Below are 20,352 nucleotides of genomic sequence, written 5' to 3' on the forward strand. Positions count from 1 at the left end.
TTGAAATTAGATAAAACCAGCGCGCTTTGCTGGATGGGGCTTAGAACCAATTGCCGACACTTAAACTGAGATTTTTCAGATCAACAACCTTTGAGCGAATCCACCGGTAGTGCTGACAAAGCACAGTTCTTCCCTTATCTCGTCACCCTCGCTTATGGCGAAAAAGACACACCAACGCTTGCTCAGGTCGTTTTCCTGAGTGACAAAGCGGGTGAAGATACGAGGTCTATTGCGAAGTCTCTACTGGAAAATGCCAAAAACGTAGCTCCCCAAACTCCAAGGTTCGACTGGTCGACTCTTAAGGTGCAAGGAAGCCAAACCTTGGACGACAAAGAGCTATCGAAGTTAGTGGAAGCGGCATCCCAGGGTCAGGTTGGTGTTGGACGAGTTTCTGGGTTGAAACTCAACCAAGATTGACGACGAAAGGTCTGCTGCAAAGCTCAGGTTTATCGTCTGGAGTCAACCCATCAGATGTCGCAGGAAAAACCTTTTGTAGGGTTACTAAGGGTGCTCACAGGGTTGGCTTCTTATTTGCCTTCTCTGCACGGCTCCTGGCTTTGAATCCGCCAGGGATCAATGATTTACATCAAGCATTTTCATTCATCAACGGCCCCGCCAATCGGTGGAGTTTTTTATTGCTTTGAAGCACCTGTGAGCAAGATCACAGCACCGCTTGACGGTGGTCATCACCTCAGCCATTGATTCCGGAGATGGTGTGTTCATCGGGGGAAACACCACCCCAACCACCCACGCCTCTTAAACCGATGACTTCCATCAAAACCATCGCTGCTGCTTCCCTCGCCGCTGGACTCTCCCTTCTCTCTGTCTCAGGCAACGCCGCCCAAGCCAATCCGTTCAACACATTCGGAGAGGCCGGTGGCTGTGATTCCTTTGTAATGGGCGGAGGCAATCCAGGTGGTGGTGGGTTTGTCACTGGGCGCAGCTGCGAAGATCACCGCGATTGGGCCTCTGATGAAGCCCGCCGCGACCGCCGTCACTCCACCCAGAGCCAACTCATCGGACTCGGTGGTGGACTCATCGGTCACATCATCAATAACAGCCAACAGAGGCAGCAGCAGCAACCAACACGGCCTTCCGCTGATCTAGCTCTCATCCAGCAGCAGCAAGAAATCGAGCTGCTCAAAATGAAGCTGCAATTGCAACAGCAACAGCAAGGATCCAACGGCTATCGCACCGTGAGCAACAGCTATCCCCACGCTGTTCAGCCCAGCCACCACTACTCAGCCGGCTACGGCCATGTGCAACAAACGTCCTACCAGCGCACTGCCTATCCACAGGCCCACCCCGCTTACCAACAGCCCGCTTACCAACAGCCTGCTTACCAACAGCCTGCTTACCAACAGCCTGCTTACCAGCAGCCACTTCCTCGCTATCACTACTGATCTGCGCAGGAGGGCATTCCCAAGAGTTGCCCCTTGTCTCCAGCAAACCCCGCCAATCGGTGGGGTTTTTTTATTGCTTTAAAGCACCTGTGAATCGAGAGATGGTGTGTTCATCCCCTATCAACTCACCGCCATTGTTGGTGGTGCTACTGCGATTGAATATGGATTGATTGCAGCTGTGCATTCACGATCAAGCAGTGAGCTCAGGTCTAAAACTACAGAAGCAAAACTAACTTCGACAAGGATGCATGACAGAATCTTTGGTTAATGATCTGCATGTCAGATATTGCCGCCAATCTCGCGCTACAATTGGGATTGTGCTAAGAAAATTGTATAGCTAAGGCCAATCTTCAGGATACTCAATGATTATCTCTGGCTCTTTAGACTTAGATGTACATTCCTCATCGACTACCCTATCTACCAGCCTGCCAGACCATCTCTCGTATTTTCTTGAGTATGTAATTTTGCACTCTTCGATATAGCTCTTCGTAGAGTCTGAATGCATTGCTTCTGATTTAATAATGCAGGTATATTGATTCTCTCCTTCCATCGCATCATAGACTTCTGGGCCGCATTGCTTTATGGAGCTCTTTAATCCTTGAGCAATAACTGCAACAGGAATAACAAGAGAAGCTAGTAGTAAATTTGTAGTTTCTTTAATCATTGCAGCATTAGATAATCAATGATTTGTGGTCACAAATCAGATCCTAATACCCTGTGGAGGGGAGCAACTCTTTTCTTGTTCATAGGTCATTGATTAAAGGCTGCATAGCTTAATCTTGCTCAACATTATCTTGCGACTCGGTTTTGATTGATCGCGATTATTTTTTAGTCCATGATTCATCAATCCCGCCATGAGCAGGGTTTTGGCTAAACCATTGCTATGACTACTACATACACTTTGAGTTGATGTCAGAAGAGCCACTCAATGAGTTCTTGAAGAAGGCCAAAGGCGATACCAATCTTTAGGGGAAGCTCAATCAGCTGCTGATGCTGATTCTGCCGTTTCTAAAAATGTCAATTTGTGATTTCTTCTGATGGCATCTCATTGTCTAACCTGTTCCGTTAACTGACTTCTCTAAACTTAAAAATCATCTGAATGGGGGAAAGCGCCGTGTTTTATACCCCCCGTTAGAGGGATTTGGATTCAGGTTGTTACATCTACTCTTTGCTTAGGAGTTTCATCAATCGATGTCAGAACAGCAACACTACGTGCGGTCATCATTTTCTAAAAGTGCTACAAAGTTAGCAGTTTCCATTTTGCAAACAGCAAAGCAGCCTGAAAAAAATTTTCAACACGGCAGATATTTTGCAATCCCAGGACAAACTAAACTGGAGAAAGATTGTATTGAAAGAGTTCTAGCCATCCCAAAAGTTCAGGAGCTATTCGCCAACCGGCCTTCACCACTATGGCCAGATCTTGAGCAAATGGCTGCTATGCCTAAAGGGAGTCTTGGTTGGTGCGTGCATCGCCGCCTGGAGAAACTTGGGCTTTCTTTTTTAGTTGATCAATCGCTGATATCAGAATTCCAAACTGATGAAGAATTCGCGATAACCAGATTTATACGTTTGCATGAGATTCACCACACGATCCTCGGTCTTCCGATCACAGTCGCAGGTGAAGCTGCTGCGACGGCGTTTTATGCAAGCACTGGATCAAGCCCATATCACATCGGAGTTCTTTCATCATGGATGCTGCGCGGTGCCTACGAACCAAATGAGCGCAGGCTGATCTGGGATGCAATCGGTTTCGGCATTGCAGTTGGCCAGGAGGTTCCTGAACTTTTCTCCCCTCGTTGGGAAGATGGCTGGGAACGACCGATTATCGATTGGCAGAATGAACTGGGTATTAACAAGCTGCTGATGACATCTCCGTTCCAGGAGGACTTGGAAGACATCTATGCCTAAATGTTTCGATTACGCCATTTCACTAGGGCTCAAGATGAGATTTCAGAGCAAGAGCTGGAAGGCGTGGCTGGTGGTGGATACAACTGGCTCATTCGAGATACGCTAGTGACGATGACCTAGTTCAATAAAGGATCTGAGCATTTCCGATAACATGCGTCACGGGCATATTCACTAATAAGATGGATTGGAAGTCCAGGAAAGGCAAGACGGTTATTTTCTTGCTGTCTCTAAGCGTGATTGTTCCAATTATTGGCAAAGTCGTTCATCACTATTCTTCCGCAACACCTACGGTCTATTCCTCACTTGAGAAAGCAGAGGCTGCATGTACTTGGTGGAGGCATGATGGTTGTTCATCCTGAGTTCCGAGTCGGCGGTACTTCAGGTCTTGGTGGTACGACCTTCTGAGTCAAAGACAAGCAACGAACTACATCACGCCCCGCCACGAGCGGGATTTTTTATTGCAGCAGAGAGCTTTAAGCAGTTGCTTTCCTGCTTTGCCTCAATCCAAAATGATCTGGTGCTGGAGAGATGGGTTCTGCTTCGGCAACGATCGGCAACGAACGATGCAAGCTCCTTTAGTTCCCCGGGCGTTGAAGCAAGTCATTTAGCAGGACGTTTAAAACAGCACTGGGGGTTGAGATGGCTGCGTGTTTGGGTCTCGATCGTTTGTCTCCTCGTCAATCGTGACCTGGGATCGCACTTTGTTTCCCGGTGCCGTGAACGTAAGTGACCCCTCATTCCCCACGGATCCGCTCAATGTTTCTGCTTCGGTGATTTGATTGTTGCTTTCACGCTCTACGCGAACCCCACCCGTTGCCAACACTTCGTCGGTTTTCCAATTCCAGCGGCATTGGCGCGCTTGCAACTGTTCTCCTGGTTGTTGGATGCGACAGCCTTCGGGAATGACCACGGTGGATTGATTGAGTTCTGCAAGGAAACTCTCGCCATTGATCTGGGTTTGATTAATCAAACCCTCAAATGGATCGGTGCTACTCAGGGTTTGTTTACGGAAATTCCAGCTGGTGTCTTTGGCGCGTAAGAGACCTTTGTTTTTCGGCATGGTCACCATCACAGGAGATTTCACTGTGATCAGGCCTTTTTGTGTATTGCCTATTAATTCCCGCCCCTCCAGTTGCTCTAGAACAACGCCTTCCTGATCTCGGCGTTGGCCCAGAACTGGTCCATTGGCCTGGAGTGAACCGTTCTCGAGGTTCCAGGTGGCCTGGCCTGTGCGAACCGCTGTATCTGGTTTGATAGTGAGCGCAAGCTTGTCTTGCCAGCGATCGAGTTGGACGGGGCCGCTGAGTGTGAGGCTATTGGTATCTTGCTGAAGGATGGCCAGGGTTGCGGAGATTCTTGAACGATCATCAAATGCCCTTGGCTGTTGTTCCATGATGAGGCGAGAAAGTTCTGGTTCCCAACGCAACCTTTCACCTTTGATTAAAATCTTTTGCCCATTTATTTGTTGAAGTTGAACATCTCCTTCAAGCATGATTTGTTCGCCGTCGTTGACGACTACGGCGAAATCAGCCTTGATTTCGAAGGATGGTTTGTTTTTGCTGTATAGAACACCAACCGGTCGCTTAGCCCTCACCAATCTTCGAGTGAGTTCATAGCGCGCCTCAGGACTTGAGAGTTTCCAGTCGATATCTCCGCTTGATTTTTTCTGTTCGAGCTCTAGTTTGCGAAAGACAAATGGCAGCGGCGCAGCCGTTTTTGAACGGTTCTCTGTTGAGGAGGCGCAGCCCAGCACGAGAACGCTGAGAATTACTGGTGTGATCCAGGTGCTGCTTTTCAGCAATCTGAAGTGGTTGAATCGCTCGGCAAAGGTCACAGTGCTTCTTCAAGTTCCAATCGTTGCATCACCGGTTGTGGCTGGGGGAGCGGGTGGCCCGATTCCAAGCCTCCCCACTGCAGCTGTCCCGTCCAGTCGGTGGCTGATGCGCTTTGATTGAGCTGGGTCAGAATCCGCTCACTCAAATCGGGAACCAGCGGTTGCAACAGCCATCCCACGAGTCGAGCGCTTTCTAAAACCCCGTATATGTCGATGGCGACTTGCGCGTCTTGACCACCCTTTTTCATCTTGCTCCAAGGTGCTTGCTCATTGAGATATCCGTTCGCTTGAATGGCGAGCTGAAGAATGGCCTCAGCCGCGTTTTGAAATGCCATGGAGGGCATGGCTGCCCGGACAGAAGCAATCGCTGCTTCGGCAGCCTGGCGTAATGCATGGTGATCGCTGTCTTCTTCGTCAACGATGGGAGTGCACTCGTTAAACCATTTTCGAGACATCGAAGATGTTCGGTTCAGCAAATTTCCAATGGTGTTGGCAAGGTCATTATTAACGAGGTCAACAAACCGCTGTTGCTGGAAATCCCCATCGTCTCCAAACTGAATATCACGTAAGAGATACCAGCGAACGGCATCAGTGCCACAGCGACTCAGGAGCACTTCTGGGTCAAGAACATTTCCAATCGATTTGCCCATTTTTTGCCCTTCTCTGGTTAAAAAACCATGGCCAAAAACCTTTTTGGGCAAAGGTAAGCCTGCGGACATCAACATGGCCGGCCAGTACACAGCATGGAAGCGCAAAATGTCTTTGCCAATCACATGCTGATCCGCTGGCCAGCCAGCAGCGTTTAGGCGCTCTAGGTCAATGCTTCCACCGTCATCTAAGAGAGCCGTGAGGTAGCCGAGTAAGGCATCAAACCACACATAAAAGGTATGGCCTTGATGCCCCGGTACGGGTAATCCCCAGTCCACATTCACCCTTGAAATGGAAAAGTCGCGTAAACCTCCAGCTACAAAATTTTGAATCTCTTTGCGTCGACTCGCTGGCGCAATGAAATCAGGCTGACTGAGCAGGGCTTCAATCTTTTTTTGGAAATGGGACAAACAAAAGAAGAGGTTCTCTTCATCTCTCCACTCCAATGGCTTCTGGTGGATGGAACAAGCCGGGTTGGTCGCTTCGGCAGGATCATCTTTGAACTCCTCGCAGCCAACGCAATACCAACCTGTTTGCCGCCCACTGCGAATATCTCCAGCTGCTTCACAGCGTTGAAAAAATTGTTGGACCAGCGGCAAGTGGCGAGCGGATGTGGTTCGAACAAATCGATCGTGGCTGATATCCCATTCTTTCCAGGCCTTTTCGTAGCTGGCTGTGACCCGATTGCAGTGATCGATGGGACTGATTCCCTGAGCAGCGGCTGTGCGTTGGATTTTTTGACCGTGTTCATCAACGCCAGTCACAAACACCACGTCGTGGCCTTCCAGTCTCTGAAAGCGAGCCAGTGCATCACAGGCAATGGTGGTGTAAGTGCTTCCTAAATGTGGTTTGTCGTTGACGTAGTAAAGAGGGGTTGTAAGGGTATAAATCATGGTCCTCTCGGGGTGTTCCCCTTCCGGCCTTGGATCCTAACGACCCCCCTTCGCCACCCCCTTGCTCCTTCATGCCGACTCTCAACGTTGCCTTTGAAGATGAAGCCAGGTCCCCATGGCTTGCAGCGTTGCATCATTTGGCTGACCAGCTCAAGCACGCCCCTGCTCTTGATGGCATCAGCTGTCGCGATTCAGCGCAGGCATGATCACCCACACCTGCCATAGCCCTGTCGTGGTCTGGGGGGGTGGCACCGGTGGGGTTGCCGCTGCCGTTCAGGCGGCTCGATCTGGTGCCAACACCCTTCTGCTCACGCCTGGTCACTGGCTAGGAGGCATGGTCAGCACGGCAGGTGTGTGTTGTCCGGATGGCAATGAACTGGCGCCCTGGCAGACCGGTCTGTGGGGTGCCTTCCTCAGGGCTTTGTATCAAGCAGAGGCTGAGGGCCTCGATCAAAACTGGGTGAGCTGCTTTGGCTACCGGCCAACGACAGCGGAGGCCATCCTTCAAAACTGGGTGCACGCCCTTCCGAATCTTCAGTGGTGGGCGGATTGTCGGCTGTTGGATGTGGAGCGATCTGGATCATCCGTGCAGGCCGTGTTGATTCAACGCTCTGCTGACGTCCATCGCATTGGCTGCGATGTGCTGATCGATGGCAGTGATCGCGGAGATTTGCTGCCCTTGGCAGAGGCCCCCTTTCGTTTGGGCTGGGAGCCTCAGGAGCTGTGGGGGGAGCCAAGTGCTCCCAGCGAGCAGCGCCTCAAGAGCGAAGACTTTTTCCTGCAGCAGCCCGTGCAGTCACCTACCTGGGTGGTGATGGGGCAGTTGCAGAGCGATCGACTCGTGGCTGATCCTGCTTCAGGAGTGGATCCACAGGGCGCACCGTTATTGCCCGAGCCCTTTGAACAGGCCTGCGCAGCCTTTGGCCTGGAGCGCACCATCAGTTATGGGCGCCTGCCTGGGGGATTGGTGATGCTGAATTGGCCCCTGCACGGCAATGATTGGCATCGGGGTCTCGAGCGTGCCTTCGCCGTCGATTCCAAAGCCGAGCAGGAGCTGTTGGCTGAGATGCAAGCCCATAGCCTGCGTTTTGCCGATCAGCTTGAGCGGTGTACGGCTGGTTGGTTAAAGCGCGGCGAGGCCTTTCCTCGCGAGGCTGGAAGCCCGGCTGGCTGCTTGGCGGCGATGCCCTACTGGCGTGAGGGGCGGCGAATCATCGGTCTTCACACCGTGATTGAACAGGAGCTCTTGCCTCAAGCAACGGGTCAATCGATCGCTGCCCTTCCCCTCAATGACGCTGGAGAGCTGGAATCGATTGCGATTGGCAATTACGCCAATGACCATCACTATCCAGGATCTGATTGGCCGCTCGCCCCCAAAAGCTGTCGCTGGGGTGGCCGCTGGACAGGAACTCCCTTTTGCATTCCTTATCGAGCGCTCGTGAGTGCTGAGGTGGAAAACCTGCTGGCTGCTGATAAGGGTTTCAGTACAAGCCATATGGCCAATGGGGCGACAAGGCTCCAACCGCTCATTTTCAATGTGGGACAGGCTGCTGGAGCAGCGGCGGCCCTGTCGATTCGGCTCCGCTGCTCACTCGCTGCTCTGCCCGTTCGAATGCTTCAAGACCTCTTAATCGAGGAGCCCACGGCCCCCTCTGGCATCGTTCCGCTCTGGGATACGCCCTGGCACCATCCGCATTGGCAACAAAGACAGCGTGCCTGTCTTGAAAACCCTGAGCTACTGGGATCGAATGGTTGCTGGCTCGGTCCAGAGGAGCAGGCTTCAATGGCTCCGCCTCCCCAGCCTCAACAGGACGTTTGGTCCGGAACACTCGTGCCTGATGGCAACGCTGGATATGCGCTGGAACGGTCGGACGGTTGCCGTTGGCCCCTGATCACCCTTGAGCCCGAGCTGAGCGATTGGCTGGCGGATCAGGACCGTCCAAAAGCTGTTGAGTTGCTCGCCGTCGCGAACCCCTGGGGGCCCTGGTTGCGGGCGATCAGCCTGCTTGGCTCAAAGGATGTTTCCTGACCTGAAGACCTTTAGTGAGCGGAGGCCAAAAGTCTGAGCTGATCACGCGCTGAGTCCACATGCTGCACCGTGATGAGCAGACCCTCGCCTGGTTCTGAATCGCGTGGGCATTCAGCCGCAACGTCCATGGCGAGGTCGTCAATACGCACCAATCCAAGCTGATCCTGAGGACGCAACCAGCGCAAAAACTGAGCAGCCCACTGCTCCTTGCCATGGTGTTCAAACCAAACCTGCTGCCAATGGCGCTGATCTTCTCGAGAAATGCCAATGCCTTCTCGCACCGCGGCATCGAAATCATTCAAGAGGGCTTGAAGATCATCACGGTCAAGCGGTTCTTCGCGACTGCCTTCGCCACTCTCCTTGCTGCTGAATAGGGCTTGCAATTGCCTCTGCACAACGAGATCGCCATAGCGGCGAATGGGGGATGTGGCTTGGGCATAGGAGGCAAGTCCCAAGCTGAAGTGGGCTGCGGGTTGGGTCCCCATGATTCCGCGACTGAGACAGCGCTTGATGGCGGCGAATCGAACGGCCCCATCTGGGAGGGCATCCAATTCGGAGCTGGGGGGGAGGTCAGCAGTCAGTTGGCTGCGGAACGGCAAGGCCAGGTCGTTGATTTCCGCAAATCGGGCCACGACCGCTCCCGCCAAGATCATGGCTTCAGCCACCATCTGCCTTGATCTGCCTGGTTCACTCACTTCGAGAGATGGCTGACCATCTCGACAACGAATGCGGCCCTCTGGAAGATCCATGAGCAAGGCTCCATGGCGTACTCGGCAGTCACGCCTCCGGCTGAGGAGCGCATCCAATTCCGCCAAATCGGTGTCCTCTGGAGGTGCCAATTCGATCAACTCATCGGCATCTTCGTAGCTGAGTCGATAGGTGGGTTGGACCCAGCTGCGTTGGATTCCGTGATCTCCGAGTTCACCGTCGCTGCTGAGTTCAGCCCAGATGCTCCAGGCAGCGGTGCGCTTCCTTGCGCGCAAACTGAAAGGCCCCGTCGACAGGCATTCGGGGAACATCGGCAGATTGCCTTTCGCCAAATACAGGCTGCTACCGCGGCGTCTGGCCTCCAGATCGAGGGCTGAGCCTGCCTCGATCAGTCGCCCCGGGTCGGCGATATGAATCCAGACTCTTTGACTGCCATCGTCACGGCGCTCGAGCGCGATCCCGTCATCGATATCACGGGTGTCTTCATCGTCGATGGTGACGCAGCGCTGATGGCAAAGATCGATGCGCTCGGAGTCGCCGGGGAGCTCGCTCTCGTTGAGTTCCACCAAGCGTTCCGCTTCCTCAAGCAGTGCCGGGCTAAATCCGGATGACCAGGTTGTGCCCGCCATCGATGCCAGTTGATGAGGGTCCCAAAGGCCGAGATCCACCAAGAGCAGTCGAAGTTCAGCCCGGTCTTGATCGAGACGCAGACCCACCAGGCTTTGTTGGACGACCCGCTCGAGTTGCGCAAATTCGAGGGAACCTGAAATCAAGTCTTTTAGCTGCTCGAATCTGTCTCGGAGCGTTTGGGGGAGACTTGGAAGATCAACCTGTTGTCGGTTGCTCAACAGCTGCTTCCAACGCTGTTCTCTCTGCTGCTCAAGAGTTTTGAGCCGTTGCTGACGCCGCAGCTGTTTGAGTTCGGTGGCCGAGCGAGCCGTGATCTGATCTTGCTTGTAACGGAACCAGAGTTGGGGCCCCATCAAGGCAAGCCAACAGAGCGCTAGTTGGCTTGGACTGCTTCCTCCGCAAACCAGATCACTAAAAAAATCAATCTCAACGGTCTCATCCGCCTCTTGCAGTAAGAGCCATGCTGAGCCCCAGCTGCGACGATCGAGACAAGAGGGGTGGACGTTCTCGGCTTTGAGATGCCAAGGAGATGCCCCCAGCCCATCCGGGAGATCGGCTCCGGAAGGCAGGGGGCAGAGAAGATTGAGTTGCCGCTGGGGTAAGACAACCGATTTGCGATCAAAGCCGAGCTTCAGGCGCGCTTTGCTGCCTTGAAGAGATTCGACAACAGCCAACTGGTTCCCCTTCGACTCTTGAACGCCGACAAGATCTCCTGGTTGGAGAGAGGACGAAGCCAGTGGATCAGCCTTCAGGGTTGACGAAGGGCAGCAATGCAACGATGCGTGCACGCTTCACGGCGTTCGTGAGATCGCGCTGTTGTTTGGCCGTGAGCCCGGTCAGGCGACGAGGAAGAATCTTTCCTCGCTCGGTGATGAATTTCTTGAGAAGATCCACATCTTTGTAATCAATGGGATCTCCGGGTTTGATCGGAGAAAGACGCTTCTTAAAGAAGGAACTAGACATGACTTAGGAACGCTGTTGAAGGATGAAGACCTGCAAGGTCACTTGATCTCCTTGTGGGGAGTCGACTTATTGCAGTGGGGACAGAACTTCTTGATCTCCAGCCGTTCGGTGGTGTTCCGGCGATTCTTCTCGGTGGTGTAGCGAGACACTCCGGGAGAACGCTTGGCGGGATTGGACCGGCATTCAGTGCACTCGAGAGTGATCACGATCCGGACGCCCTTGTTCTTAGCCATAAAGGACGTTGCGCCGCAGTAGCGAAGCGTAGTAACAAAGATCGACTTTACATCTTCGACTGACACCATTCAAATTTTTGCCGATTCACGGTGCTTCGTAGGATCCACCTCTGATTGAAACGTTGACGTGCGGGTCTCCCTTTCCTGGTTGCAGGATCTCGTCCAGGTAAATGAAGCCGCTGATCAACTAGGCGAGCGCCTATCCATGGCTGGATTTGAGGTGGAGGAGATCGACGATTTGAGTCGATTGGCTCAAGGCGTTGTGGTGGGCCACGTTTTGGAGCGGGACAAACATCCCAATGCCGACAAGCTCAGCGTCTGTGTTGTGGACATCGGGGCTGAGGAGACCGTTCAGATCGTTTGTGGAGCCAGCAACGTACGGGCGGGCATCCATGTGCCTGTCGCCACCATTGGCGCTGTCCTTCCTGCGGTCAATCTCACGATTAAGGCTGGTGAGCTGCGTGGGGTCGCCAGTCAGGGAATGATTTGTTCGCTCGCCGAGCTCGGGCAACCCACGGATGTTGACGGCATTGCGGTCTTAGATGATCTGCTGGACAGCCTTCCAGCACCGGGTACAGCCGTGGCGTCATGCCTTGGCTTGGATGACACCGTTCTGGAATTGGCGATCACCGCGAATCGACCAGACGGTCTGTCGATGACAGGAATCGCCAGGGAAGTGGCGGCACTGACCGGAGCAGCGCTGCAATTGCCCAAGCCTGTGGCTCCAGAGTTGACAGCCGACTTGAACCCTTCCGAGGAACACGCTGCCGCCATGAAGGAGGGGGGCGTGTACGCCTTAACCGAAGTGAGTGGTCTTGATGGTGGCAAAGACGCTCCTGCTTGGGTCCAACAGAGACTTCTCCGGGCGGGCGTGAACCCTGTGAACGCGATTGTGGACATCACCAATTTGGTGATGTTGGAACAAGGCCAACCCCTGCATGCCTTCGATCTTGATGCCTTGGAGCGGCTCTGTGGCAGCGACCTAAAGCCTTCTGATTTCGGCCTTCGGCAAGGCCGGGCCAAGGAACCCTTCACGGGCTTAGACGGTCGCACCATCGAAGTGGACGATCGCGTTCAGCTGGTGACCTGTCGTGATCGACCGGTCGCGATTGCAGGGGTGATCGGCAGTGCGGAGAGCGGTGTGACGGCCACTACCAACAAAATCTGGTTGGAATCAGCCCTGTTCACTCCCGCTTCGATCCGTAGCAGCAGCCGGGCAACAGGTCTGCGTACGGACGCTAGTTCCCGTTACGAGAAGGGCTTGCCGCGTCAGATCACCTTGCCAGCAGCCGGACGGGCGCTGGAACTGATGGAACAACTTCTGGGAGGTGTGGCAGGCCGCAGTTGGCAGTGCTGTGCTGAGGAAGGGCCAGAACCCGTGGTGAACCTGAGACGTCATGCTCTTCATCAACTGCTGGGTCCCTTGGCTTCTGACGACGATCAAGGAACCGATGTGAGTGATGAACAGGTGGAGGCGTGTCTGTCTGCGCTTGGTTGTGAGCTCAAGGCTTCAGAGGATGGTTGGTCGGTGGTGGTGCCTCCTTCCCGTCGGATGGACCTGCTTCGGGAGGTGGATCTGATTGAAGAGGTGGCTCGTCTTGTCGGTTTCGACTGTTTTGGTGCTCACTTGCCTGATCCTTTGGTGCCCGGTGGTCTCACAGATATGCAGCAGGCGGAGCGCCGTTTGCGCCGTCGGCTTTGTAGTGCTGGCCTCCAAGAGATCACCTGCTTATCGCTTACTGGAGCAGATGCGGATGATCCCAATCGGATTCCGATTAGCAACCCATTGTTGGCCGAAACCAGCCATCTCAGAACCGCGCTCTGGCAGGAGCATCTCCAGGTCTGTCAACGCAACCTGCAGGCCTCCCAGCCCGGTTGTTGGCTGTTTGAAATCGGCCATGTGTTCCAGCCGAAGGGCCAGGAGATTGTGCAGACAGCCCGTCTTGGTGGGGTGATTTGCGGAGAACGGCGTCTTTCACGCTGGGCGACAAGCGGTAAGGCCCTCGTCCCCGATTACTACACGGCTCGTGGAGCACTCGCCTCCGTTTTGCATTCCTTGGGCTTGGAAACCAACGACCGCCCCTTATCGGACGATCCGCGGCTCCATCCCGGTCGGGCTGCAGCGGTGATGGTGGAAGGCCGAGCCCTTGGTTGCTTTGGTCAGCTTCACCCCATGTTGTGTGCTCAGTACGAGCTCCCTGATGCCACCTATTTGTTTGATCTGGATCTGCACCGTCTCCTGGAAGCGGTAACGCGTCGCAATCGCTGGGTGCCTTCCTTCAAGGCCTTCTCAACGCTCCCAGCGATGGAACGAGATCTCGCCATGCTTGTGCCAAAGACATTGCCTTCTGCTGACCTGATGCAGGCCATTCGGAAAGCGGGGAAGCCCCTTCTCGAAAGTGTCGAGTTGATTGATCGGTTTGAAGGTGGTCAACTCCCTGATGATCAGTGCAGCCAAGCATTCCGGCTTCGGTATCGCGGCAAGGACAGCACGCTCACCGATGAGCAGCTTCAGCCCGTGCAAGAGAAGGTTCGACAGGCTTTGGTCAAACAATTCAAGGTTGAACTTCGCAGTTGATGCGCTTCAAAAGAACCAGGCATTCCAGATGGGTTGTCTGGGGAAAAAAGTCCACGGGTTGAATGCGATCAATGGCATAGGGACCATCGTCTGAGACCAGGCGCTTGAGGTCCCTCGCCAGGGTTGCTGAGTCACAACTCAAGTAGGCCAGGCTCTTGGGTGGACAGTTCAGAATGGCTTCGAGCACATCTGCTGCCAATCCTTTTCGCGGTGGGTCCACCACAAGAGCATCGTGATCTGGCAGGGAATCACTCAGCAGAGAGGCCACGTCACCGGCTTCAAAGCGAGCATCCGTAAGTCCATTTAAGGCCGCGTTTTGGCGCGCCTGTTGGACTGAGGCCGGATTGATCTCAAGCCCCACCACGCCGATGCCAGCTGCAGCGATGGGCAAGCTGATCGTCCCGATGCCGCAATAGGCATCAATGATGCGCTTGCATCCTTCACGCTGAAGCAGCCACTCCCGCAAAACAATCACGATCTGCTCGGCACGAGCGGTGTTGATTTGGAAAAAGGTGGTGGTTCCAAGCAGGAGTTGAAGATCGCAGAAGCGTTCGCTGATGCAATCGCGACCAGCGACCGTGTGGGTGATCGCTCCGAGCACCGTATTGCTCCGGCGCGGTTGGAGGTTCAGGGTCACACCTGCTACGGCAGGCCAACGGTTCATCCACTCCAAGGCCAGTTCTTTGATCCCTTTGAGTTCGGGCGTGGCACTGACCAAGGTGATCAGGATTTCGCCTGTTCGCATACCTACGCGCAAACCAAGGTGGCGAAGACCGGGTTCTCCACGCAAGTCAGCATCGGCTGGCCAACCACTGGCTTCGAGGTCTTGCTTCAGGGGTTTGATTAAGGCATCGATGCGTGGGTCTAAGACAGGACAACGATTGAGGTTCACGATTCGATGGCTGCCACGGCGGTAGTACCCCAACCGCAGCTGATCCTCTTGTCGAAGCAGGGGAATCAGAGCTCGATTGCGATAGCCCAAGTGCTCAAGATCGCTGTTGATCGGTTCCGGGGACTGGATGTCAATCCCACCGATCCGTTTCAGGGTTTGTTCAAGACGGTTGCGCTTCCATTCCCCCTGAATGCTTTCTTCGAGGTGTTGGAGCGAACACCCTCCACAGTCTTTGGCAAGGATGCAAGGTGCTTTCCTCGAGCCTGGGGCTGCCACCAACGTTTTGAGATGGCGCGCAAACCATTGCGACTTCTTGCGTTGCAGCAATTGCACCTGGGCCTCTTCCCCTGGAAGCAACTGGGGAACGACCACCACCCAGCCTTCCCAGCGAGCCAATCCCAGGCCCTGGTGATTGAGATCGGTGGCCAGAACGGTAATGATTTGACCAGCTACTGGTGGGTCGCTCAAGGACTGGGCCATTGCAAAGGCGTAACACCAATCGCTGCAAATTCATGCGAAGCGATCGATAGCTCTAGACTCATTCAAGCTTGCCAGCTGACATGAGCGTTGTTCGGGATCTGATTCTCCAAGCAGATGACGATCTGCGTTACCCCAGCAGCGGTGAACTGCGATCCATGGTTGATTTCCTCAGCCAGGGTTCGATTCGTTTATCGGTTGTTCGAAGTCTCACTGAGAACGAGAAGAAAATTGTCGACGAATCAGCGAAACAGCTGTTCAGTCGAAAACCGGAATACGTTGCTCCTGGAGGCAATGCCTTCGGTCAGAAGCAGCGTGCCCAGTGCTTGCGGGACTACAGCTGGTACCTTCGCCTCGTGACCTACGGCGTTTTGGCAGGCAGTACGGAGCTCATCCAACAGATTGGTCTTGTAGGTGCCCGCGAGATGTACAACAGTCTTGGTGTTCCGATGCCTGGAATGGTGGAAGCCATGCGCTGCATGAGAGAGGCTTCCCTGGCACTTCTTTCAGAAGACCAGCAATCACTTGCGGCTCCTTACTTTGATTACCTCATCCAAGGGATGCAGACCTCGACCTAAACCGTCTTGCTTTGATCCAATGGCCGCCCAAAGAGGCGGCTTTTTTTAATGCCAACAACCACCAATCTTGCTTTTATGCGTCTTAAGTGAGACTCAAGATGTGTCTCAACTCTAGTCTCAGCTGCCACTACTACAACCCGGTGATGGGGCGCTGTTCATGGGGGTGTTCATGGAAGCGTTGCTAGGCGTGAAAGCGATCCCTTGGTTGGCAAGATTTGATGTTGCGGGCGCCAGGTGTTGCTGGGCGGAACTTCTCATGGCCAAGCGTACGGAACGCGTCCTTTGATCGCATCGTGAGTCTTAATTTGGACTTCAAATGAGACTCATTTTGCGTCTCAGCTGCGATTAATAAGACAGGTTTTTGACTGGGGCCAGGGCTTGGTCTCTGCTGTTGATTGTTCGCCCGTTTGCTTGGCTCAGTGAGCTGGCGCGGTAGGCCAATCGTCTTGCGTCACTGTGTCTACAGCAGGTACGCAAACTTAAAAACCGTTGCCCTAGCTAGTTTTGGCTTTGGCCAGGGTTGGCTTGGACACGGGATTGGAAGGCTTGGACAGCTTGCGCATGCTGATCCGATCGAGATACGAAGCACGATGGAGTTTTAGGTCTGGATGATGATGTGGTTTTTATTGGTTCAGGGGACAAGGGATTAGTGGCTCCCGCATTTAAAACGATGGAAAAGTGATGCGATAACAACAATTCAATCGCACGTCTTGCTTGAGACTCAATATGGGTCTTGACTTGGGACTAGGACGAGACATATAAGTCTTTTGTGTCTCAGCTAGGTCTTGCAATGAGTCCAATAGATTGACTCGGCTAAGACGGCTGCGACTCTTTGTCTCTGTAGAGCTCCCGCAGCATCTGGTAAGCCTCATTCAGTCGTCTCATTCCATCCGTAGAGCCACCTGCATCTGGATGGGCTTCAATCGCCTTTTTCTTGTACGCATCTCGGATGGAGCGCAGTGTGAGGGATGCTCCAGCTTGCGTGGGCAGATCGAGCAAACGCAAGGCTCCATGCAGGGTCATGGTGGATTCCAAGGTTTCAAAAGAAGTCACACGCCGACTCCGTTTGAAGCGGTTCACAAACCGACGAATCAAGGTTGGGATCCGATCTGCCACGCTGCCGGCGGCAAACGGATCTTCGAGAACGGCAGCAGCGACAATCACATGTTCAAATTTTGGAGACTGAACGGACCATTCAGCGCAGACATCCTGCATCGATTGATTTACCTGGCTCCAGGTGAAGGTGCGTCCCTCGCTTCCATCCAATTGGGGCCAAATATCTCGAGCCATCCAGAGCATCACCGCCTCCAGCACCGTTGCTCCGGGTTTCGATCCATAGAGATTGGTCCAATGTTCAATGGCCTTATCGCTGCAAGCGGTGAGGTGATCAAAGCTGACCACGGGGACAAAGGGACTGTCACGTCGTTCTTCTGGCGCTTTTGGATGCTGCAGACTGGTTCGGATAGCCTGCGTGCGGCTGCGCACAAATCCGGGTAAGTCGATGCCTCGACTTTTCGTGCTGTTGTCCTTGGGTTGACTCGTGTCGGCTGATAGCACCGCAGCGATGTCTTGCGTCTCAGGCTCTTGACGACGGCGAACCAAGACGATGGCCCGGTCTTCGTCGTACGAGGGTTCCGTTGCTCGCGAGCTTTGCTCGGATCCCACTGCATCCGTGGAGGTCGTGACCGATGACAGCTCTGAATCTTCGATGCTGCCAGTGTCGAGAAAACCATCAACAGGTGTCGCGAGATCGGCTTCAAGATCGGTTTCGTCCGTCCATATCTCTTCCAGCAATCGCGTTAAGCAATCGCCTCTGGACCTGATGCACCACTCCTTTTTCAGCTCGTCGAGGCGATCAACGAGATGATCAGGTAGTTCAAGTGTGATCCGACGCCCCATTCAGCTTGCCGCGATGATCTGAGTAAAAGAGATGGGCGAAGCCTATCGACCTTGTAGTCGGCGCAACCAATCTTGTTGCGCCTTAATGGCATCGCGATACCGTTGCTCCAGCGAGTCATTGACGCGCTGAGGCATGATCATCGCTGGTGGATATTGGTTGGTACCACTGGATGGTGCGGCAACAGCCGGAGGCGCAATCCTTGGGGCTGGTTTCGGATAGGTCCGTGGTGTGGCTCGTGGCTGAGGTGTTGCCTGCGGTGTTGCTTGCGGCCTTGGTTTGTTCTCGTTCGCTTGAAGGGGTTTCGGCTTTGCATTGATCGCTGGTGGCGGCGTTGGTGGAACCACTTTGCGTTTTTTGGCTGCTTCCTCAGCTTTTCTTGCCGCTTCCAGCATCTCTTCCCGGCGCCGAAGCAAGGCGAGCTGGGTCACGGGCACCACGCTGAGCAAATGACCCGGTGTGGCATCCGCTGGATAAACAACACTCACCGTGACAGGATTCATAGCGTTGGCTTGAGTGTTGATTTGGCCGAGGGGCAGGCTTTGCCCTGATTTCATCCCAACATGAACTTCTCGATAGCCTTCGGCACTTTTAATTCCGATCGATCCCCGAAATGCTGTGAAAGGTTTTCGACCGGATGCCACTGGATGGCTTAAGACCAACTCATGAGTACCACCACCAGAGAGATTCATCTCAACATCAAAGCGCACGCCATAGGTGCCAACATTGTTCAAGGCGGAGTCAATCATTCGTGTTGATAATTGATTCACCTGTATATCTCTCGTGCCAAAATGATGTTTGCGGGTGCTTGTAAGTGGAATATGCAACGCACCTTGTGAGAGATCATGATTAATCGAAGCCTTGTACTCATCGCCAAGGGCAACGCCAGCAACTCTGGAGAAGACTTTGCCGGTGCGGATTTCATTGAGACGATTTAAATAAATTCGCCCTGGAGCAAGTCTTTTGCTGTCTAGAACGGCGATCAACTCCTGATCTTGGTTGGTCTCCTCCGCTGCAACGACAGCCAGTTGGAAAGGTCCGTCGCTGCGACCTCTCAACAGCCCGTTCATAATTCCTCTCGCGGGAAGAACTGAGCTCACAATCACTTTGCGACTTCGCGCTGGGATTGTTATTTCTCGGGGCAATTTGCGATCGAGTTCTCCTCTCAGCATTTGTACAGCTGTTGCGTCCCCTGGACCTGTGTTCCAGGGGCGTCGGCCGAGGGGCTTCACTCCCATTAGGCGATTGGGGTGATAAGGGGCCTCGAAGCTATTTTTAACGGAGCCTCTTTTGAACTTAAGAGTGACAGGATTGGTGCCTGGGTTGATGGCTATCGCTGCCACTGTTAGCAAGCCTCTGGCCCGGCGTCCTCCTAATTTGCTGCTGTCTTGGGGGTAATATTTATGATGCATATGGATACCGAATTCACCATTAAATGTGAATTCGGCATTCCTCAAGGGCTGGTTGTTTTCGGCGGCGGTTGCAGAACCAGGCGTTGTGTTGACGAGGATTCCAGGCCCTTTAACAATTTCGGGTTGGTTGGAATGCAGGACGGGAACGTTATTAAAGGTGCCATTGAGAGCACGCGCCTTTTGCCCAGCCATCAATGGCACATAGGCGTAGGCCTGCTCCATGACAGCGAAATCACATGTCGCAATTGCGACACTGATTAGGACCAGTTTTGATAATCGGTGCGACACGCGAGACTGGTTTTTGAGCAGTGCGGCTTGAGCTTTCCGCAAGTTCCAAACCTAATCGTCCCGTTCAGAAGCGCCAAGTGTGTGATGGCAGTCCCGATTTCTGGAACAATTCGCCAGGATTATGGGAAAGCTTGTGTTTACTCATGCTGCCTCCCTTTTTCTGTCAGCCATCGTGTGAGTCCAGCCACTGGCGGAGTCATCACCAGCAACGCAAGTTGGAGATGCTCCGTTTCTGGCGGGATGGACTCGAGCGTCAACTGGCTGCCGTCAACGCGGCGATGAGCACCCTTGAAGGTCAAATCCAGCGGGATCACAGCGAAGAGTCCTGATCGGCAAGCTCCTGTCGCAACTGGGCTAAGGCCCGTTTGAGCCTCCGTTGCATGGTCATGGCGCTGACCCCCTGCTTTTTCCCGGCCCCACGGAGGCTGGCACCTTCGATCACCACCTCAACCAGCGCCCTTCTCTCTGCAGGCGACAACCCGTTGATGGCATCCCAAACACGCCGGGCCCTTTCCTGCATCAGCAGCGGCTGCCATTCAGGTTGGTTTGCTGCCACCCTGCTTTCGTCTAAGGGTTCCCACGACTGACGGCGTCGATAAACCTGAACGTTGAGTTCGATCTCTGCTGTCATCCCCTGACTTCTGGTCGATTCTGAGGAACTGTTTTTGATGCTGCTCTGCGCTTGTTCCTGAAGGCGTCTTGGGAGTCTGATCAGCCCCACACTGTCTCTGAGGTAGTGAAGGATCGCTCCTTTGATGTGAGGCCTGGCATAGACCTCAAACGGCTTGTCTTGGCCTTGCTCATACCCTTCGGCGGCACGCAGTAAGCCAAGCCTTCCCACTTGCTTGAGATCATCACGATCCAGACCCGAGCGTTTGGCGTAATGGCCAGCAATGGGATCGACCAAGTTCAGATGTCGCTCGATGCGTTCGTTTCGGATCGTTTGGCGTTTGTTCATGGCTGTTGTTGAAGAAGAGGGTC

The 20,352-nt window shown here is 53.8% G+C and carries 17 protein-coding genes; 7 read left to right on the forward strand and 10 right to left on the reverse strand.

Translation table 11 applies throughout. The annotated features are described in order from the left end of the window. Window positions 1-90 precede the first annotated feature (90 nt). Together DXY38_RS12375 and DXY38_RS12380 are read left to right on the forward strand one after the other, a co-directional pair. Window positions 91-417 carry a hypothetical protein gene (locus DXY38_RS12375; RefSeq protein ID WP_115071879.1) on the forward strand — a complete coding sequence of 109 codons (327 nt, stop codon included), beginning with the start codon at window positions 91-93 and terminating at the stop codon, window positions 415-417. Window positions 418-764: 347 nt separating this feature from the next. Beyond that, on the forward strand, window positions 765-1,403 hold the full coding sequence (locus DXY38_RS12380; protein ID WP_115071880.1) for a hypothetical protein: 639 nt from the start codon (window positions 765-767) through the stop codon (window positions 1,401-1,403). A gap of 337 nt (window positions 1,404-1,740) precedes the next feature. On the opposite strand, the gene DXY38_RS12385 is transcribed toward DXY38_RS12380, so the two are convergent. Further along, window positions 1,741-2,067 (reverse strand): hypothetical protein, encoded by a 327-nt coding sequence (locus tag DXY38_RS12385; RefSeq protein ID WP_115071881.1) that lies wholly within the window; start codon window positions 2,065-2,067, stop codon window positions 1,741-1,743. 527 nt (window positions 2,068-2,594) lie between these two features. Here DXY38_RS12385 and DXY38_RS12390 point away from each other — a divergent pair. Continuing rightward, on the forward strand, window positions 2,595-3,311 hold the full coding sequence (locus DXY38_RS12390; RefSeq protein WP_115071882.1) for a Coq4 family protein: 717 nt from the start codon (window positions 2,595-2,597) through the stop codon (window positions 3,309-3,311). Window positions 3,312-3,927: 616 nt separating this feature from the next. On the opposite strand, the gene lptC is transcribed toward DXY38_RS12390, so the two are convergent. Beyond that, entirely contained in the window at window positions 3,928-5,145 is a 1,218-nt protein-coding gene (gene lptC, locus DXY38_RS12395) for an LPS export ABC transporter periplasmic protein LptC (RefSeq protein ID WP_115071883.1), read from the reverse strand. Next, window positions 5,142-6,686: a methionine--tRNA ligase gene (gene metG, locus DXY38_RS12400; protein ID WP_115071884.1), complete on the reverse strand. Its 1,545-nt coding sequence runs from the start codon at window positions 6,684-6,686 to the stop codon at window positions 5,142-5,144. The genes lptC and metG overlap by 4 nt, the downstream gene beginning before the upstream one ends. 71 nt (window positions 6,687-6,757) lie before the next feature. Here metG and DXY38_RS14115 point away from each other — a divergent pair, with 71 nt between their 5' ends. Further along, entirely contained in the window at window positions 6,758-6,892 is a 135-nt protein-coding gene (locus DXY38_RS14115; RefSeq protein ID WP_006852552.1) for a hypothetical protein, read from the forward strand. Continuing rightward, window positions 6,889-8,715 carry an FAD-dependent oxidoreductase gene (locus tag DXY38_RS12405; protein WP_115071885.1) on the forward strand — a complete coding sequence of 609 codons (1,827 nt, stop codon included), beginning with the start codon at window positions 6,889-6,891 and terminating at the stop codon, window positions 8,713-8,715. Before DXY38_RS14115 ends, DXY38_RS12405 begins: the two co-directional genes overlap by 4 nt. An 11-nt stretch (window positions 8,716-8,726) precedes the next feature. On the opposite strand, the gene DXY38_RS12410 is transcribed toward DXY38_RS12405, so the two are convergent. From DXY38_RS12410 to rpmG, 3 genes are read right to left on the reverse strand one after another with little or no spacing between them, the layout of a single operon-like run. Next, entirely contained in the window at window positions 8,727-10,841 is a 2,115-nt protein-coding gene (locus tag DXY38_RS12410) for a ribonuclease catalytic domain-containing protein (RefSeq protein WP_115071886.1), read from the reverse strand. Beyond that, window positions 10,795-11,016: a 30S ribosomal protein S18 gene (gene rpsR, locus DXY38_RS12415; protein ID WP_006041316.1), complete on the reverse strand. Its 222-nt coding sequence runs from the start codon at window positions 11,014-11,016 to the stop codon at window positions 10,795-10,797. The genes DXY38_RS12410 and rpsR overlap by 47 nt, the downstream gene beginning before the upstream one ends. A 38-nt stretch (window positions 11,017-11,054) precedes the next feature. After that, the gene (gene rpmG, locus DXY38_RS12420) at window positions 11,055-11,249 is read right to left on the reverse strand and encodes a 50S ribosomal protein L33 (RefSeq protein ID WP_007102505.1); all 195 of its coding nucleotides are present in this window, start codon (window positions 11,247-11,249) and stop codon (window positions 11,055-11,057) included. A 127-nt stretch (window positions 11,250-11,376) separates the two neighbouring features. On the opposite strand from rpmG, the gene pheT reads away from it, so the two are divergent. Next, on the forward strand, window positions 11,377-13,827 hold the full coding sequence (gene pheT, locus DXY38_RS12425; RefSeq protein WP_115071887.1) for a phenylalanine--tRNA ligase subunit beta: 2,451 nt from the start codon (window positions 11,377-11,379) through the stop codon (window positions 13,825-13,827). Here the strand turns inward: pheT and rlmD are convergent. Then, the gene (gene rlmD / locus DXY38_RS12430; protein ID WP_115071888.1) at window positions 13,805-15,199 is read right to left on the reverse strand and encodes a 23S rRNA (uracil(1939)-C(5))-methyltransferase RlmD; all 1,395 of its coding nucleotides are present in this window, start codon (window positions 15,197-15,199) and stop codon (window positions 13,805-13,807) included. The genes pheT and rlmD overlap by 23 nt on opposite strands. A gap of 80 nt (window positions 15,200-15,279) precedes the next feature. Between rlmD and DXY38_RS12435 the strand changes: the two genes are divergently transcribed. Then, window positions 15,280-15,774 (forward strand): allophycocyanin subunit alpha-B, encoded by a 495-nt coding sequence (locus DXY38_RS12435; protein WP_006852558.1) that lies wholly within the window; start codon window positions 15,280-15,282, stop codon window positions 15,772-15,774. 813 nt (window positions 15,775-16,587) lie between these two features. Here DXY38_RS12435 and DXY38_RS12440 read toward each other — a convergent pair. The 3 genes from DXY38_RS12440 to DXY38_RS12455 form a co-directional block, all read right to left on the reverse strand. Further along, entirely contained in the window at window positions 16,588-17,673 is a 1,086-nt protein-coding gene (locus DXY38_RS12440; RefSeq protein WP_115071889.1) for a molecular chaperone DnaJ, read from the reverse strand. 42 nt (window positions 17,674-17,715) lie between these two features. Continuing rightward, a complete protein-coding gene (locus DXY38_RS12445; protein WP_115071890.1) occupies window positions 17,716-19,305 on the reverse strand; it encodes a DUF3370 family protein in 1,590 nt (529 codons plus the stop codon). A 376-nt stretch (window positions 19,306-19,681) separates the two neighbouring features. Then, window positions 19,682-20,329: a sigma-70 family RNA polymerase sigma factor gene (locus tag DXY38_RS12455; RefSeq protein ID WP_115071892.1), complete on the reverse strand. Its 648-nt coding sequence runs from the start codon at window positions 20,327-20,329 to the stop codon at window positions 19,682-19,684. Between the last annotated feature and the right edge of the window lie 23 nt (window positions 20,330-20,352).

The organism is Synechococcus sp. UW179B, from assembly GCF_900474245.1.
Lineage (GTDB): Bacteria > Cyanobacteriota > Cyanobacteriia > PCC-6307 > Cyanobiaceae > Synechococcus_C.

Bases quoted from the DNA above. Each gene is read 5' to 3' on its own strand.
- DXY38_RS12380 (WP_115071880.1), top strand. From the start codon at position 765: ATGACTTCCATCAAAACCATCGCTGCTGCTTCCCTCGCCGCTGGACTC.
- DXY38_RS12440 (WP_115071889.1), bottom strand. From the start codon at position 17,673: ATGGGGCGTCGGATCACACTTGAACTACCTGATCATCTCGTTGATCGC.
- DXY38_RS12435 (WP_006852558.1), top strand. From the start codon at position 15,280: ATGAGCGTTGTTCGGGATCTGATTCTCCAAGCAGATGACGATCTGCGT.
- DXY38_RS12385 (WP_115071881.1), bottom strand. From the start codon at position 2,067: ATGATTAAAGAAACTACAAATTTACTACTAGCTTCTCTTGTTATTCCT.
- rlmD (WP_115071888.1), bottom strand. From the start codon at position 15,199: ATGGCCCAGTCCTTGAGCGACCCACCAGTAGCTGGTCAAATCATTACC.
- rpmG (WP_007102505.1), bottom strand. From the start codon at position 11,249: ATGGCTAAGAACAAGGGCGTCCGGATCGTGATCACTCTCGAGTGCACT.
- metG (WP_115071884.1), bottom strand. From the start codon at position 6,686: ATGATTTATACCCTTACAACCCCTCTTTACTACGTCAACGACAAACCA.
- DXY38_RS12390 (WP_115071882.1), top strand. From the start codon at position 2,595: ATGTCAGAACAGCAACACTACGTGCGGTCATCATTTTCTAAAAGTGCT.
- DXY38_RS12455 (WP_115071892.1), bottom strand. From the start codon at position 20,329: ATGAACAAACGCCAAACGATCCGAAACGAACGCATCGAGCGACATCTG.
- DXY38_RS12405 (WP_115071885.1), top strand. From the start codon at position 6,889: ATGATCACCCACACCTGCCATAGCCCTGTCGTGGTCTGGGGGGGTGGC.
- DXY38_RS14115 (WP_006852552.1), top strand. From the start codon at position 6,758: ATGCCGACTCTCAACGTTGCCTTTGAAGATGAAGCCAGGTCCCCATGG.
- DXY38_RS12445 (WP_115071890.1), bottom strand. From the start codon at position 19,305: ATGGAGCAGGCCTACGCCTATGTGCCATTGATGGCTGGGCAAAAGGCG.
- rpsR (WP_006041316.1), bottom strand. From the start codon at position 11,016: ATGTCTAGTTCCTTCTTTAAGAAGCGTCTTTCTCCGATCAAACCCGGA.